Below are 13,781 nucleotides of genomic sequence, written 5' to 3'. Positions count from 1 at the left end.
GTTCGCCGTCCCGGCGCCCCCGTGATGAGAATCAGGCCGTGCCGGTTCCGCGGTTTCCCCTCGACAGCGCTCTCGCGCGGTACGTGCTGTCCTGGAACCGCGAGTACCACCACAAACTCATTCTGTTCGCCGCCCGCGCTCTTTGGCAGGCTGCGGTCGGACAGGCTCTTTCTGCGACGCGGGCGGTGGCCACGTGACCGAAACAATCGCATTCGTCTTCGGAGCTGCGCTCGCGGTCGCCGCCTGGCTGTCGGTGCTGCGGACCGTTTTCGTCCCGCGCTGGCGTTCGTCGGTGCTGATGCGCACCGTCGTGGGCGGCACCTGGCGGGCAGGGTCCGTCCTGGCGCACCGGCTGCCGCGTGCGGCGGGCGAGCGGGTGCTGGAACTGTGCGCGCCGCTCGCGCTGTACCTCGCGGCGGCGTGCTGGTTCGTCGCGACGCTCGCCGGCTTCGCGCTGACGGCTCCGGTGCTCGCCGGAGTGCCGCTGACCTGGAGCGGCCTGACCGGATTTCTCGTGCTGCGCGACGGAAACCTGCTGGCTGTCGCCGCGTGGGTCTCGGCGTTGCTGGTGCTCGCGTCGTTCGTCCTGCACCTGCACCGGGTCACGGCGGCGTACAGCCGGCGCGAACTGGTCGTGGCGCGGATGTCGATGCGCGCCGCCATGGCCACCGAGGCCGAGCAGGTGCTGGCCGAGCACCTGCGGCTCGGCTCGCGCGACCACCTCGACCGGCTGTTCGCGCAGTGGACCGGCTGGCTGGCCGACATCCTGGCCACCCACACCGGCTACCCGGCGCTCACCGTCTACCGCCCGGCGACCGGGACGTGCTGGCTGGACGCGGCGGTGCTGGTCCTCGACGCCGCGGCGCTCACCGAGTCGGTCGCGCCGGACTGGGCGCCGCCGAGCACCCGGTCGGTGCTCATGGCGGGCGCGGAGTGCTTTCCCGTGCTGGCGCGGCAGGTCGGCGTCCGCCTCCCGCGGCCCGTGGTGAGCCTGGAGGGCCGCGAGGAACGCGACTTCGACCAGACCCTGAAGGTCGCCGTGGACGCGGGCCTGCCGCAGGAACTCGGCGAACAGGAGGCGTGGCCGGTGTTCCAGCACTGGCGCACCCGCTACGCCCCCTACGCCGTCGCGATGAGCCAGCGGCTCTGCTACCGCGCCGACGATCCTTCCGCGTGGTTGAACTCGTAGCCCTTCCGCTCCGGGCCGCCCTCCACGAATTCGGTGGCCACGCTTCGGCCGGCGTGGATGTTCACCATCACCGCGCGTTCGGTCCCGACGTTGGTGAACGTGTGCGGGACGCCGGCGGGCACGACGCAGACCTCGTCCGGTCCGGTGGTCCGCAGCGTGCCGCCCGCCTCCAGTTCCACCTTTCCGTCGAGGGTGATGAAAACCTCCTCGTACGGATGCACGTGCCGTTTCGGGCCCGCGCCAGGAGGCAGGTCGACAATGAACGCGGAGACATTCGCGCCGTCGCCGTGCGCGCCGCCGTCGAAAATGCGCGCCATGATCTCGCCGCCGAGCCGCACCGACGGAAGGTCGGATTTGTTCACGATGTGCAGCGGTTTCCGCGGGTCCTCGTCGGGAAGCAATTGGTAGCTGCCGGAGGACACAGTCGAGACGTCCACCGCGGCCAGGAAAGCCTGGGTTTCGGGGGCCGAGAAGAACGCGTCCACCGTGCGCTTGGCGTCCTCGGCGGTCGCCCAGTGCACGGAGACGAACCACTCCCCGTCGGCGGACACCGCGGTCTCCCGCGACTGGAAACCCGGTCGCCGGGCCATGTACCGGGTTTCGACCTCGTGATTGAGCGCGCGGAACGCGCTCTCGCCGACCCCGTCGCGCAGCTTGAATCGGATGGTCTCGATCGTACTCATCGACGAACACCTCTCGTATTTGCCGGAGAAACGCCGAGTCAAACAGGACACGCTCTTCCGGACAAGCGAAAGCTGTCTTTTCGCGGTCACTTGTAGAAGTCGCCGGATACTCCTCCGGAAAACCGGACCGGGCGCTTTGCCGCAGCCGACTTAACGACGTCGGCTGGATCATCGGCCGTGCACTGTCGATCCGTTGCCCGCGTGGATAGCGTTCGGACAGCAACCGCAAGTCCGCGCCCCGAAGGAGGGTTTTCACCGTGGCAACGGAAAAAAACGGCAGGTCTGTTCGGGACGCGACACTGGACCTTCTCCGCGAACTCGGGATGACCACGATCTTCAGCAACCCGAGCCATACCGAGATGAAGCTGTTCGAGTCCTGGCCGTCCGACTTCCGGTTCGTGACGGGGCTGCAGGAGGCCTCGGTCGTCGGCATGGCGGACGGCTACGCGCAGGCGACCGGCGCGCCGTCGCTGGTGATGATCAACGGCGGGCCGGGGCTCGGCAACGCGATGGGCTCGGTCTACACCGCGGCAAGCGCGCACACGCCGATGGTGATCCTGGGCGGGCAGCAGGCGAGGAAGATGCTGCAGGGCGCGCCGTTCCTGCACGCGAAGGACGCGACCCAGCTCCCGCAGCCCTACATCAAATGGGCCGCGGAGCCGGCCCGTCCGCAGGACGTTCCCGCGTTGCTCGCCAAGGCGTACCACATCGCCAAGCAGCACCCGCAGGGTCCGACGTTCGTCGCGGTGCCCGAGGACGACTGGGTGCGGCCCGCCGGTCCGCCGGTGAAGGTGCCGACGGTGGAGCAGGCAGTGGTGCCGAACCCGGCGGTGCTCGCGAAGGTGGCCGAGGAGCTCAACGCGGCCGAGCGCCCCGCTTTGGTCGCGGGTCCCGCGATCGACGCGCAGGGGGCCCGCTACGACCTCGTGCGGCTGGCCGAAAAGCTGGGCGCCACCGTGTGGGGGAGCCCGGTGTGGCCGCGCGCCAGCTTCCCGGAGAGCCACCCGCAGTTCGCCGGCGTGCTGCCGCCCATTCCGGAGCTGATCTCGGAAAAACTGGGGCAGCACGACGTCGTCGCCATCCTCGGGAGCCCGGCGTTCACGCTGTTCACGACGGCCGATCTGTTCTCCACCGAGGACGCCGAGCTCGATTCCAGCGCCCCGCCCGAACTGCCGGCGGGGACCCGGTTCCTGCATGTCACCGACGATCCGGAGGCGGCGTCCTGGTCGATGGCGGACGCGGTCTACGTGTGCCCGCCCGGCCAGGTGGTCAAGCAGCTCGGCACGCTGGTGCGCCAGCGCGACGGATTGGCCGCGCCGGCGCCCAAGCAGACCTATCCGGTGCCGGAGGCCACGGAACCGCTCACCCAGGCGTACCTCTTCCACCTGCTGTCGCAGGAACTGCCGGAGGACGCGGTCCTCTTCGAGGAACTCCCGATCGCGCGGGCCGATTTCCACGAGCAGATCCCGCTCGGGCCGTCCAACGGGTACTTCGCGACCGCGAGCGGCGCGCTCGGGTTCCCGTTCGCCGGCGCGGTGGGGTACGCCCTCGCCCGCCCGGACCGCCGTGCCGTGGTGGTCGTGGGGGAGGGGTCCGCGCAGTACACGCTGCACGCGCTGTGGACCGCGGCGCAGCACGACCTGCCGGTGACCTTCGTGATCCCGAACAACTCCGGTTATCTGTCGCTGAAGTACTACCTCGCCGACCAGGAATCGTGGCAGGCCGGCTGGGATCTGTCCGATGTGGACATGGCGCAGCTGGCGAAGGGCTTCGGCTGCGCGGCGGAACGGATCACCTCGCCGGACGGGCTGCGCGACTCGCTGAAGAAGGCCCTCGCCGCCGACGGCCCGGTGCTGCTCGACGTCGTGGTCGAGGACCCGGGGCTGTTCCGTCTCTGACCCTCGGCGAGGAGGCGGCCGCGAACGATCCGCGGCCGCCTTTTTCCTTTTCTACCCAAAGGATTCCCATGACGATTGCCAGCCGTCGGCAGAACGCCGTCGCCCCCGTCCCCTCCCGCCGATCGGCGTCCGTTCTGGTCGGGTTCGCCGCGGTGCTGCTGTCCGCGGCGTCGACCGTGCCCTCGCCGATCTACCCGGTGTACCAACGGGAATGGCAGTTCGACGACTCGACGGTCACCGTGGTGTTCGGGGTGTACTGCGTGTCGGTGCTGGCGAGCATGCTGCTGTTCGGCTCGCTGTCCGACCTGACCGGCCGCCGCCCGGCGATCCTGCTGGCGATCGGCACGGTGTCCGCCGCGACGGTGCTGTTCCTTTTCGCGCAGGGACTTCCGTGGCTGATCGCCGCCCGCGCGGTGCAGGGGTTCGGCGGCGGCATCGGGGCTTCGGCGCTCGCGGCCGCGCTGCTCGAGCTGGCGCCGCCCGGGGCGCGGTGGCGGGGAGTGCTGAGCGGGAGCGTGACGCCGATCATCGGAATCGGCGCCGGTGCGCTCGGATCCGGGCTGCTGGTGGAGTACGGCCCCTCGCCGACCCGGCTGCCGTATGCGATCCTGCTCGGGCTGCTCGCCGCTTCCGGTGTCTGCGTCGCGCTCGTCCCGGAGACCGCGCCGTGCGGGTCCGGTTCGCTGTGCCGCCGGTTCCGGCTGGCGCCCCGGCGGATTCACGTGCCCTCCTCGGCCCGGCGCGCGTTCACGGTGCTGTCGTCGACGATCGTCGCCGTGTGGGCGGTAGGCGGGCTTTACATGGCGTTGGGGCCGTCGGTGGCCGCTGTCGTGCTGGGCAGTTCCAGCCGCGCGCTCGGCGGGACGGTGATCGCGGTGCTGGCCGGCAGCGCCGCGGCGGCACAGGTGGCTTGCCATCGGATGCCGGCCCGGCCGCAGCTGTCGGCCGGGGCCGCCGCGCAACTGACCGGGCTCGTGGGGGTGCTGACTTCGCTGGCCGCCGGGTCGCGGTCGGCGTTCCTGCTGGGAACTGTGGTGCTCGGGTTCGGATGGGGCTGCTCGAACATGGCGTCCTTCCGGCTCGCCAGCGCGCTCGCCCCGCCCGAACGGCTCGGAGAGCTGGTCGCCGCCACGAACATCGTCGCCTATCTCGGCACCGTGGTGCCCACGGTGGCCGCCGGATTCGCCACCACGCAGATCGGGCTGCTCGGGGCCACCGGGGTGCTGATCGTCGGGGTCGGGTCGCTGGTGCTGGTTTCCCTTGCCGGGCTGCGGTATTTGCCCGTGCCCGCGCGGTAAAGCGGTTCCCCGCCGCGGTTCCTGCCCAGCAGACCGGCCCTTCTTCTTGGTGCACAAGAAGAAGGGCCGGTTTCCCGCGTGGGGCTCATCCCGCCCGTCGGGGCCCCGGGACCAGTGCGTAGCTGCCCGACGCGACGGTGCTCTTGTCCACCGCGCCGAGGAACCCTTGCGTCTCCGGCGCGGTGAAGAACGACCCCATCGTGGCGTGGGCGTCCTCCTTGCTCGCCCAGTGCACGACGACCAGGTACTCGCCGTCGGCGTTGCGGGACGTCTGCCTGGACAGGAAACCCGGCCGCCGGGCCAGGTACTCGTCTTGCACCTGCCGGTTCAGCGTGCGGAAGTCGGCGTCGCACACGCCGCCGCGGAGCTTGAACCGGATGGTTTCCACGGTGGTCGAAGGAGCGGGCGCCGGGGGATCCGGGCGGAGCGAGGCGACCGCGTTGAACACGCCGTCCGGGTCGTAGCGTTCGGCGATTTCCAGCAGCCGCGCCGCGTTGGGTCCGAAAGCGACCGTCACGCGTTCCGGTTCGTCGGTGCCCAGCAGGTTCGGATAGCCGCCGGGGAGCGCGTGCCGGGCCAGGTCGGCGGACAGGTCCCGGGCCCAGTGGCGGTGCGCGGTGCCGTCGTCGTCCACAGTGGACTCCCAGGAGGCGCAGATCTCCACCAGCAGGTGGTCTCTGCGCAGTGCGAAGGGGGTGTCGGCCGGGCCGACCTCGGTCGCCGCGCCGTGGAAGTTGTGCAGGAACAGGCCGGTCAGCGGAGAGGTCGCCTTGGACATCGCCGCGACGACGATGTCGATGATCTCGTCCGTCAGGCCGGCGACCCAGCGGGTGCGCATCTCGTTGTGCCTGCCGTCCACGATGCTCGCGTCGAAAAGGCTCAGCACGTCCGGATAGGCCATCGAGGTCAGTTCGCCCGCCACCGGCTTGCCGAGGCCCCGCAGCCGCGCCAGCCACGGTTCGGCCCGCCGCTCGTCCCCGCACCACACCGGGAGCAGGAACAGCACGGGCTCGCCGTCCGGTCCGCCGAAGAACCCGGCCATCACCGTCAGGTCGTGCGGGGCCTCGCTGATCAGGTCCTGGTAGCCGCGCAGCACCCGCGCCGCCTGGTTCAGCGGGAAGACGAGCAGTCCGGCTTGCACCGCGGACACCGGATGCAACTGGAAATGCGCCTCGGTCACCACGCCGAAGTTGCCGCCGCCGCCTCGCAGCGCCCAGTACAGGTCCGGGTGCTCGGTCGCGTTCGCGGTGACCTTCCTGCCGTCGGCGAGCACCACGTCCGCGCTGATCAGGTTGTCGCTCGCCAGGCCGTAGCGGCCGCCGAGCACGCCGTAGCCGCCGCCGAGCGCCAGCCCGGTCAGCCCCACCTTGTTGATCACGCCGGTCACCGGGGCCAGGCCGTACGGACGGGCCGCGGCGAGCACGTCGCCCGCTCGTGCGGCGCCCTGCACGAACGCTGTCCACGACAGGTCGTCCACGCGCACTTCGCGCATCGGCGTCAGGTCGACCAGCAGGCCGCCGTCCCGCAGCGCGCGGCCCGCCCAGTCGTGTCCGCCGCCCAGCACCGAAAGCGGCAGGCCGTGCCGCCGGGCGGCGCAGACCGCGGCGACGACGTCGCGGTCGTCGGCGCAGCGGGCGATCACCGCGGGTCTGCGGTCCACCGCGCCGTTCCAGATCGCCGTGGCGCCGGAATATTCGGGATCCGATTCCGTCAGAACGGATCCGCGCATTTTCGCCCGCAACTCGCGCGCTATTTCCGCGGTCGTCGCGAGCAGGGACGTGGCGACTGACATCTTGGCCCTCCCGATACGTGGTCCTCTCCGGAAAATGGTCCTCGGCCGCGGCCGGCGGCGGCAAGACGGCGGCCGGCACTCCGTGAATTGACAAAGCAGCCGCGACCCGACTTGACGTAGTGCGGACATTCTTTCCCGAGGCTTCGCCAGCCCCGGTAGCGTCGGTATTTTCGACGTCCGGGAGGTTTGCTGTGGCGAGGGTCACGACGTCCGGCGCACTCCGGCTTTCCTCGCCCGCCGGGCGGTGGGTCATGATCGCGACGGCCCTCGGCGCCGGCCTGGTCCTGCTGGAAACCACGGTGGTCAACGTGGCGCTGCCGGCGATCGGGGAGGACCTGGGCGCCTCGCTGACCGGTCTGCAGTGGTCGGTCAACGCCTTCACGCTCACGCTTTCCGGATTCGTCTTGCTCGGCGGCGCACTGGGCGACCGCTTCGGACGGCGGCGGATCTACCTGGTCGGGCTCGCCTGGTTCGCTGTCGCGTCGCTGCTGTGCGGCGCCGCGCAGAACGTCGAATGGCTCATCGCCGCACGGGCGTTGCAGGGGTTCGGCGGCGCGCTGCTCGTCCCGGGGTCGCTCGCGCTCGTCCAGGAGGCGTTCCGGCCCGGCGACCAGGCCAGGGCCGTCGGCGCGTGGTCCGGGCTGAGCGGCGTCGCGGGCGCGGCCGGCCCGCTGGTCGGCGGCTGGCTGGTCGACGTCGCGAGCTGGCGTTCGGCGTTCTGGGTCAACGTCCCGGTCTCGCTGGTCGTGGCCGTGCTGCTGGTCCGGTACGTGCCGGAAAGCCGCGACCCGGGTCCGGCCCGCGGGTTCGACCTCGCCGGCGGACTGCTCGCCGCGGCCGGGCTCGGCTGCGCGACCTACGCGCTCACCGAGGCTTCCAGCGCGGGCTGGCCGGTCTTCGCGAGTGCGGCGGCCGGCCTGATCGCGCTCGCAGCCTTCGTCCAAGCCGAGCGTCGCCGCCGCGCGCCGATGCTGCCGCTCGAGCTGTTCTCGTCCCGGGAGTTCTCCACCGCGAACCTCGCGTCGTTCTGCGTTTACGGCGCGTTGGCCGGACTGTTCTTCCTGTTGCCGATCCAGCTGCAGGTCACCGTCGGGTACACCCCGCTCGCCGCCGGACTCGCGCTGCTTCCGGCCACCTTGCTGGTGCTCGGGCTGTCCGCCCGCGCCGGCGCGCTCACCGCGAAGATCGGTTCGCGGACGCTCGTGTCGGCGGGCTCGCTGTGCTGCGTGGCCGCGCTGCTGCTCGCGCTGCGCATCGGCCCCGGCGCGGAGTACCTCGCGGACGTTCTCCCGACGATCGTGCTCATCGGCGTCGGCATCGCGATGATCACGCCCGCGATCAGCACCGCCGTGCTCGGCGCGGTGCCCGAACAGCGAGTCGGCATCGCGAGCGCGGTGAACAACGGCGTGGCACGCGTCGCGGGTCTCGTCGTGGTGGCCGCACTGCCCGCGGTCGCCGGGCTCCCGCGGGTCCTCGCAGCGGACCCGGCCGCGCTCGACCGAGGGTTCGCCGTCTCGATGCTGATCTGCGCCTGCCTGTTCCTGGCCGGCGGCGTGCTCACGTGGTTCGGCATGCGGCGCACCGCTTCCCGCTGAGGCCCGTGCGCCGGGACCGGCCCGAGCGAGCCCGGGCTTCGTCCGTGAGGGGAACTCTGAGGGAATCGAATTTTCTCAGAGTTCCCCTCACGAACCTGCCGACCCGGGCAACGGGCGTCCGTTGTGGATGGTCAGCGGCGCGGTTCGCCAGTCCCCTCCGGTGCCGCGGCGACCGGCACGGCCTCCGGAGCGGGAGGTTTCTTCTTCGGACGGCTGAAGCGCATCATCGGCCGTTCGACGAAGCTGTACAGCAGCCAGCCGAAGAGGAGCGACAGGCCGAAGGTGAGGACGATCAGCCCGATCGACACCGGCGTGGCACGCGCGTGCTCGGCGCCGGGATGGGTGGCCAGCCCGATCGGCCCGTAGTCGAAGACCAGGATGTGGACGAGGTAGAACGCGAAGGACACCTCGCCGAGCCACACCATCGTCTTGGTCGCGAAGACCGAACGCTGCCCGGTCGTGTCCGCGACCGCGCCCGCCGCGACGGCGAGCCCGAGCGGCAGGACCACCGGGGCCACCAGCCCCCACGAGTCCGGGAGCGCGACCTGCAGCACGTAGGCGACCCCGAGCAGCAGGAACGCCGTCGTCCGGCGCATGCCGATCCACCGTCCCTTTTGGACGATCAGCGCCATCACGATGCCCATGACGAACTCGAAGAGCCGCGAAGCGGGCATGAAGTAGGTGAACCAGTACTTCCACCACGAAACCGGCTGGAACGGCGACACCGGCGAATCGGGCCCGAGCTGGGAGATCAGCGGCACCAGCCACACCGCGGCCGCGACGACCGCAGCGGCGGCCCACAGCCGGGCGGCGGGGATCTTGCGCAGCAGCGGCAGCAGCAGCGGGAAGGACAGGTAGAACAGCAGTTCGCAGGCCAGGGACCAGCTCGGCCCGTTGGTGCCCATGAGCACGTCGAAGTCCGGCGACCAGCTCTGCACGAGGAACATGCTCGGCAGCGTGTTCCCGGTGGTGACGGCGGTTCCCGCCCACACCATCAGCAGCAGCCCGGCGAGCCAGGTGAGGAAATGGTTCGGGTAGATCTTCACCAGCCGCCTGCGGTAGAAGCGGGCCGCGGTGTCGTCCGGTCTCGCCGTCCAGGTCAGGATGAATCCGCTCAGCACGAAGAAAAAGCTCACCCCCAGATAGCCGGTCCTGCTCAGGTAGTCGTTGAGGAAGCCGCTGAGGCTGGCGTCCGAGAACAGTTTTCCGGCCGCGACGTGTGTCAGGAAAACCAGCACCGCCGCGATGAATCGCATTCCCGTCAACGACGGGAGCCGCGAGGTTTGTCGAATCATAGCGGTACACCGTAGGCAGGCCGGGAACCGCGCGACCAGAACGCCGTCCGCACTCAGTGACGTCGGGGCCGGAAGAAACGAGTTGCCAGAGTACGGGCGCGATTCCCGGCGCGGCTTGTCGCGGCGTGCCCCGGCTTGGTCTCCTCGACGCAGCGAAACCGCCCCGCGCCGTGCGCGCGAACCCGAGAAAAACCAAGAAAGAAGGCGGAAAGGAAATGAGTTCCCCGATGAGGCCGGACCTGACTCGATCCCGGGGAAGCCTGGTGTTGCTGATCCTGTTCCTCGGGACCTTCACGATGGGCAGCGCCGAACTTCTCGTCGTGGGCGTGCTGAACCTGATCGCCCAGGACACCCACGCGTCGATCAGCACCGCCGGCTCCCTGGTCACCGCCTACGCTCTCGGCCAGGCGATCGGCGGCCCGGTCCTCACCGCGGTCACCGTCCGCGCGAGCAGGCGGCTCGTGCTGCTGTCGGCGATGGCGGCGTACGTCGCGATCACCGCGGTGATCGCGCTCAGCTCCGACTTCACCGTGCTCCTGATCGCCCGCGTGCTGACCGGTGCGTTGCAGGGCCTGGTGGTCGCGGTCGCCATCACGATCGGCATCGGCGTCGTGTCGCCCGAGCGGATCGGCCGGGCGATGTCGGTGGTGATCGGCGGGTTCGCGGTCTCCACCGCGTTCGGCGTCCCGCTCGGCACGCTCGTCGGGCAGCTCGTCGGCTGGCGGGGCGGGTTCTTCGGCATCGTCTTCGTCGGGGTCCTCGTGCTGGCCGCGATGCTGCTGTTCGTGCCGAAGGTCGCCTCGTCCGGGGCGATGGGGTTCAGCTCGCAGGTCCGCCACGCGCTGCACCCCCGGGTGATCGCGGTGCTCGGCTTCGCCGTGCTGCTGTTCGCGGGCCAGTTCGCGGTGCTCACCTACCTGGAGCCCTACCTCGGGGAGGTCACCGGCATCGCGGGCGGGATGGTGAGCGTCTTCCTCCTGGTGTTCGGGATCGCCAACGCGCTCGGCACCTTCCTGGGCGGCAAGCTCGCCGACTGGAACGCGACGCTGACCATGGTCGTCTGCGGGCTCGTCCTGGCGGCCGCGCTCGGCGTGCTCGCCTTGGTCGGGTCCCTGCCGGTGCCCGCCGCGGTGGTGCTGGGGGTGTGGGGTCTCGCCGGTTTCGCCGCCGTGCCGTCGGTGCAGTACCGGGTGACAGCCCTGGCCGGGCCCGGCGGCGATCTCGCCGCGTCGCTGCCCGCTTCCGCGCTGAACGCCGGGATCGCGATCGGCGCGCTCGTCGGCGGCCTGGCGCTGACCGGCGGCGGGCTGTCCGCCATCACCGTCACCGGACTGATCATCTGCGCTGTCACCGTGCCGGTCGGGTGGGCGACCGGATTCCTGAAGCCGCCGCCGGCGGCGGCCCACGCCGAAGCCAGGTCCAGCGAGGCAGTCGCCCCGGCGGCCGACTGAGCACAGCGCCGCCGAACCAACAAGGAAAGGTGCACCATGTCTGGCGAGCTCAAGGGAAAGCGTGCCTTGATCACGGGCGGGACGCGGGGGATCGGCCTCGGCATCGTCGAGCGGTTCCTCGAAGAAGGCGCCACTGTCGTGACCCTGGCCCGGAACCCCGCGCCCCACCTGCCGTCCGAAGCGACTCTGGTGCGAGCCGATCTCAGCACCCTCGAGGGCGTGCAATATGCCGCGAACGAGGCGCTTTCGGTGCTCGGCGGGATCGACGTGCTGGTGAACAACGCGGGCGGGACCGAAAGCGGCGCGCGGCCCTACATCAACGGCATCGCGTCGATCCCGGACGAACTGTGGGTCTCGGTCATGCAGACGCACTACCTCGCCGCGGTGCGCCTCGACCGCGCCGTCCTGCCCGGCATGATCGAACGGGGTTCGGGCTCGATCGTCGAGATCGTGTCGAACTCCGCCCGCAGGCCGATCCCTCCGCTGCTGCACTACACCGCGGCCAAGGCGGCGCTCGCCAACTACGCCAAGGGACTCGCTGCCGAAGCGGCGCCCAGCGGCGTCCGCGTCAACAGCGTTTCCCCGGGCCTCACCAAGACGCCGAGCATCGACGGCGTGGTCGGGGCCATCGCGGGCGACACCGGCCAGGACCCGGCCGAGGTCCGGAAGATGCTGGTGGAACTGGAAAGCGCGCCGCTGGTGGGGGAGAGCACCCCGGAGGACGTCGCGAACGTGGTCGTGTTCCTGGCCTCGGACCGGGCTTCGCGGGTCACCGGAGCCAACTATCTGGTCGACGCGGGGTCGCTGACGGAAGTGTGACCGCGCACGGGGAACCGGCCGGAGGATCACCTTCGGCCGGTTCGCTGTGTCCGGCGTCTTCTGCCGGAGACGCCGACCGCACGCGGCGAACCGGCCGGAGAATTCCCTCCGGCCGGTTCCTTGGCGCCTGCCCTACTCCTCGCCGAACGCGTCCACGCCCGCCGCGGCGATGGGTTCGTCCTCTCCCCGGCTGCTGCCCGAGACACCGACCGCGCCCGCGATCGCGCCGCCCCGCTCGAGGGGGAGAGCGCCGGGCAGCAAAGAAAAACCGGGCCGGTTGGACAGCCCGGCGAGGACGGCCGGGTCGGCCGAGGCGAATTCCGCGAGGGCGTGGGTGGACATGCCGTAGCCCGCCGCGGTGGCGGCCTTGTCGACGGCGAGGTCGACGGTCGCGAACGTCGCGCCGTCCATCCGGTGCAGCGCCTTGAGATTGCCGCCGCTGTCGACGACCGCCACGCACACCCCGGCGCCCAGTTCCCCGGCGCGGGCGACCGCCTTGTCGATTACCCGGCGGGCCTGTGCCGCCGAGATCGCGGGATTGCCGCTCATCTTTCGCTCCCTTGAGACGAGGATCGGCCCGGGCGGTGCGCCCGCCCGGGCCGATCCGGTTCTTCCCCGGTCAGGTCCGCCGCGGGGCGTACGCCACGGCGGCGAGGCCGAATTCCACCCCGGCGACGATCGGGTCGAAGTACTCCCAGTACTCGCGGAGCAGACCCGCGTCGTCGAACTTGAAAATGCCGAGATAGGTGTTGCGATAGCGCTTCCCGCCGGCGAGCACGCAGGCCGAGTCGAACCGGGCGAGCACCGTGTCGCCGGACTCCCAGGTCTCCCTGATCGGGAAACTCAGGCTGTCGAACATCGACGGCATGCCCCTCCACCTGTCGTAGATCGCGGCCTTGCCGACGAGGTGCCGGGGGAACATCTCGGTGCCGAAGGGGTAGTACTGCGCGCCTTCGTCGGCCCACAGCTCCATCCAGTCGTCGATGTTCCCTTCCTCCAGCAGCCGGAGGAAGGTCGCCACCGTCTCGGCGTTGCGGCTCACCGCGCTCATCTCAGCGCGCCTGCGGTCCGATGACCCAGTGCTCGGTGAAGAGCAGCCGGTGGACGTAGCGGGGCTCCGCGATCGATTCCAGGTGCTTCGTCGCACGCGCGAACTCCGGCGATTCGAGAGCCGCGGTCACGGCGGCCACGTCGTCGAAGTACAGCTGGTACGCGACGTCGAGCAGGGCCTCGCCGAGGCTGTAGTAGCCGTCCTTGGTGAACCCCTGGAGGTAGCGCCGCAGCCCCGGGACCTCCGCCGTCAGGCTGGCCTGCTCGCCGAGGCTGTGCTCGCGGAACTCGGTGAGCGGCAAGCCTTCCCGGCGTTTCGCCAGCATGATCATCTTGACCCCGGCGGGCTCGGAGCCCGCGCGCACCACGTGCGCGTCGGTGTCCAGCACGACGGTGCGCCAGAACGCCGCCCAATTGGGCTCGTCCAGCCGCGCGCCCTGCAAGAACTCGTCGGTCTGCAGCGAGGCCAGCTGCTCCTGTTCGTTCTCCAGCCAGATTTCCGCGACCCCGCTCCACAACGGCTCGGCGTCGGGATCCTCGCCGGGGAAGGGGATCCGCTTGTCGATCAGGTACTTGCGGATCTGCGGGATCTTGCTGGCGAACTCGACCGCGTGCACGTCGAGCCAGTAGTCCTGGAACTCCTGCTCGCACATGCCGGGTTTCGGCGCGGCGAAGATGAGCTGGTGAATCATGTCGCTCCCTGTCCTCCTC

General features: G+C 70.6%; 13 protein-coding genes. 7 read left to right on the top strand and 6 right to left on the bottom strand.

The features are described 5' to 3' along the window. Positions 1–38: 38 nt before the first annotated feature. Complete coding sequence (locus L3Q65_RS18550) at positions 39–197, top strand: hypothetical protein (RefSeq protein WP_237600396.1); 159 nt, start codon at positions 39–41, stop codon at positions 195–197. Then, entirely contained in the window at positions 194–1,189 is a 996-nt protein-coding gene (locus tag L3Q65_RS18545) for a hypothetical protein (protein ID WP_182893074.1), read from the top strand. Before L3Q65_RS18550 ends, L3Q65_RS18545 begins: the two co-directional genes overlap by 4 nt. On the opposite strand, the gene L3Q65_RS18540 is transcribed toward L3Q65_RS18545, so the two are convergent. Further along, positions 1,150–1,872 carry a cupin domain-containing protein gene (locus tag L3Q65_RS18540; protein WP_237600395.1) on the bottom strand — a complete coding sequence of 241 codons (723 nt, stop codon included), beginning with the start codon at positions 1,870–1,872 and terminating at the stop codon, positions 1,150–1,152. The genes L3Q65_RS18545 and L3Q65_RS18540 overlap by 40 nt on opposite strands. A gap of 257 nt (positions 1,873–2,129) precedes the next feature. Here L3Q65_RS18540 and mdlC point away from each other — a divergent pair, with 257 nt between their 5' ends. Continuing rightward, positions 2,130–3,770, top strand: a complete 1,641-nt coding sequence (gene mdlC / locus L3Q65_RS18535) for a benzoylformate decarboxylase (protein WP_182893072.1) — start codon at positions 2,130–2,132, stop codon at positions 3,768–3,770. A gap of 68 nt (positions 3,771–3,838) precedes the next feature. Beyond that, positions 3,839–5,068 carry an MFS transporter gene (locus tag L3Q65_RS18530; protein WP_182893071.1) on the top strand — a complete coding sequence of 410 codons (1,230 nt, stop codon included), beginning with the start codon at positions 3,839–3,841 and terminating at the stop codon, positions 5,066–5,068. Positions 5,069–5,153: 85 nt separating this feature from the next. Here the strand turns inward: L3Q65_RS18530 and L3Q65_RS18525 are convergent, their stop codons facing one another. Continuing rightward, positions 5,154–6,860 (bottom strand): FAD-binding oxidoreductase, encoded by a 1,707-nt coding sequence (locus L3Q65_RS18525; RefSeq protein WP_220507739.1) that lies wholly within the window; start codon positions 6,858–6,860, stop codon positions 5,154–5,156. Positions 6,861–7,051: 191 nt separating this feature from the next. Between L3Q65_RS18525 and L3Q65_RS18520 the strand changes: the two genes are divergently transcribed. Continuing rightward, on the top strand, positions 7,052–8,455 hold the full coding sequence (locus L3Q65_RS18520; RefSeq protein ID WP_237600394.1) for an MFS transporter: 1,404 nt from the start codon (positions 7,052–7,054) through the stop codon (positions 8,453–8,455). Between the two features lie 131 nt (positions 8,456–8,586). On the opposite strand, the gene L3Q65_RS18515 is transcribed toward L3Q65_RS18520, so the two are convergent. Beyond that, positions 8,587–9,750: an acyltransferase gene (locus tag L3Q65_RS18515; protein WP_237600393.1), complete on the bottom strand. Its 1,164-nt coding sequence runs from the start codon at positions 9,748–9,750 to the stop codon at positions 8,587–8,589. A 215-nt stretch (positions 9,751–9,965) separates the two neighbouring features. Between L3Q65_RS18515 and L3Q65_RS18510 the strand changes: the two genes are divergently transcribed. Next, positions 9,966–11,201, top strand: a complete 1,236-nt coding sequence (locus L3Q65_RS18510) for an MFS transporter (RefSeq protein WP_182893067.1) — start codon at positions 9,966–9,968, stop codon at positions 11,199–11,201. A 36-nt stretch (positions 11,202–11,237) separates the two neighbouring features. Then, positions 11,238–12,020, top strand: a complete 783-nt coding sequence (locus tag L3Q65_RS18505; protein ID WP_182893066.1) for an oxidoreductase — start codon at positions 11,238–11,240, stop codon at positions 12,018–12,020. A 132-nt stretch (positions 12,021–12,152) separates the two neighbouring features. Here the strand turns inward: L3Q65_RS18505 and L3Q65_RS18500 are convergent, their stop codons facing one another. From L3Q65_RS18500 to L3Q65_RS18490, 3 genes are all read right to left on the bottom strand, one after another. Continuing rightward, positions 12,153–12,569 carry a heme-binding protein gene (locus L3Q65_RS18500; RefSeq protein WP_182893065.1) on the bottom strand — a complete coding sequence of 139 codons (417 nt, stop codon included), beginning with the start codon at positions 12,567–12,569 and terminating at the stop codon, positions 12,153–12,155. A 70-nt stretch (positions 12,570–12,639) separates the two neighbouring features. After that, the gene (locus tag L3Q65_RS18495) at positions 12,640–13,071 is read right to left on the bottom strand and encodes a nuclear transport factor 2 family protein (protein ID WP_182893064.1); all 432 of its coding nucleotides are present in this window, start codon (positions 13,069–13,071) and stop codon (positions 12,640–12,642) included. Position 13,072: 1 nt separating this feature from the next. Further along, complete coding sequence (locus tag L3Q65_RS18490; RefSeq protein ID WP_182893063.1) at positions 13,073–13,762, bottom strand: EthD domain-containing protein; 690 nt, start codon at positions 13,760–13,762, stop codon at positions 13,073–13,075. Positions 13,763–13,781 lie beyond the last annotated feature (19 nt).

Origin of the sequence: Amycolatopsis sp. FU40 (genome assembly GCF_021903635.1) — a bacterium.
Taxonomy (GTDB): domain Bacteria; phylum Actinomycetota; class Actinomycetes; order Mycobacteriales; family Pseudonocardiaceae; genus Amycolatopsis; species Amycolatopsis dendrobii.
This window is presented reverse-complemented; position numbering and strand designations above follow the sequence as displayed.

Bases quoted from the DNA above. Each gene is read 5' to 3' on its own strand.
- L3Q65_RS18530 (WP_182893071.1), top strand. From the start codon at position 3,839: ATGACGATTGCCAGCCGTCGGCAGAACGCCGTCGCCCCCGTCCCCTCC.
- L3Q65_RS18525 (WP_220507739.1), bottom strand. From the start codon at position 6,860: ATGTCAGTCGCCACGTCCCTGCTCGCGACGACCGCGGAAATAGCGCGC.
- L3Q65_RS18505 (WP_182893066.1), top strand. From the start codon at position 11,238: ATGTCTGGCGAGCTCAAGGGAAAGCGTGCCTTGATCACGGGCGGGACG.
- L3Q65_RS18490 (WP_182893063.1), bottom strand. From the start codon at position 13,762: ATGATTCACCAGCTCATCTTCGCCGCGCCGAAACCCGGCATGTGCGAG.
- L3Q65_RS18495 (WP_182893064.1), bottom strand. From the start codon at position 13,071: ATGAGCGCGGTGAGCCGCAACGCCGAGACGGTGGCGACCTTCCTCCGG.
- L3Q65_RS18500 (WP_182893065.1), bottom strand. From the start codon at position 12,569: ATGAGCGGCAATCCCGCGATCTCGGCGGCACAGGCCCGCCGGGTAATC.
- L3Q65_RS18515 (WP_237600393.1), bottom strand. From the start codon at position 9,750: ATGATTCGACAAACCTCGCGGCTCCCGTCGTTGACGGGAATGCGATTC.
- L3Q65_RS18540 (WP_237600395.1), bottom strand. From the start codon at position 1,872: ATGAGTACGATCGAGACCATCCGATTCAAGCTGCGCGACGGGGTCGGC.
- L3Q65_RS18510 (WP_182893067.1), top strand. From the start codon at position 9,966: ATGAGTTCCCCGATGAGGCCGGACCTGACTCGATCCCGGGGAAGCCTG.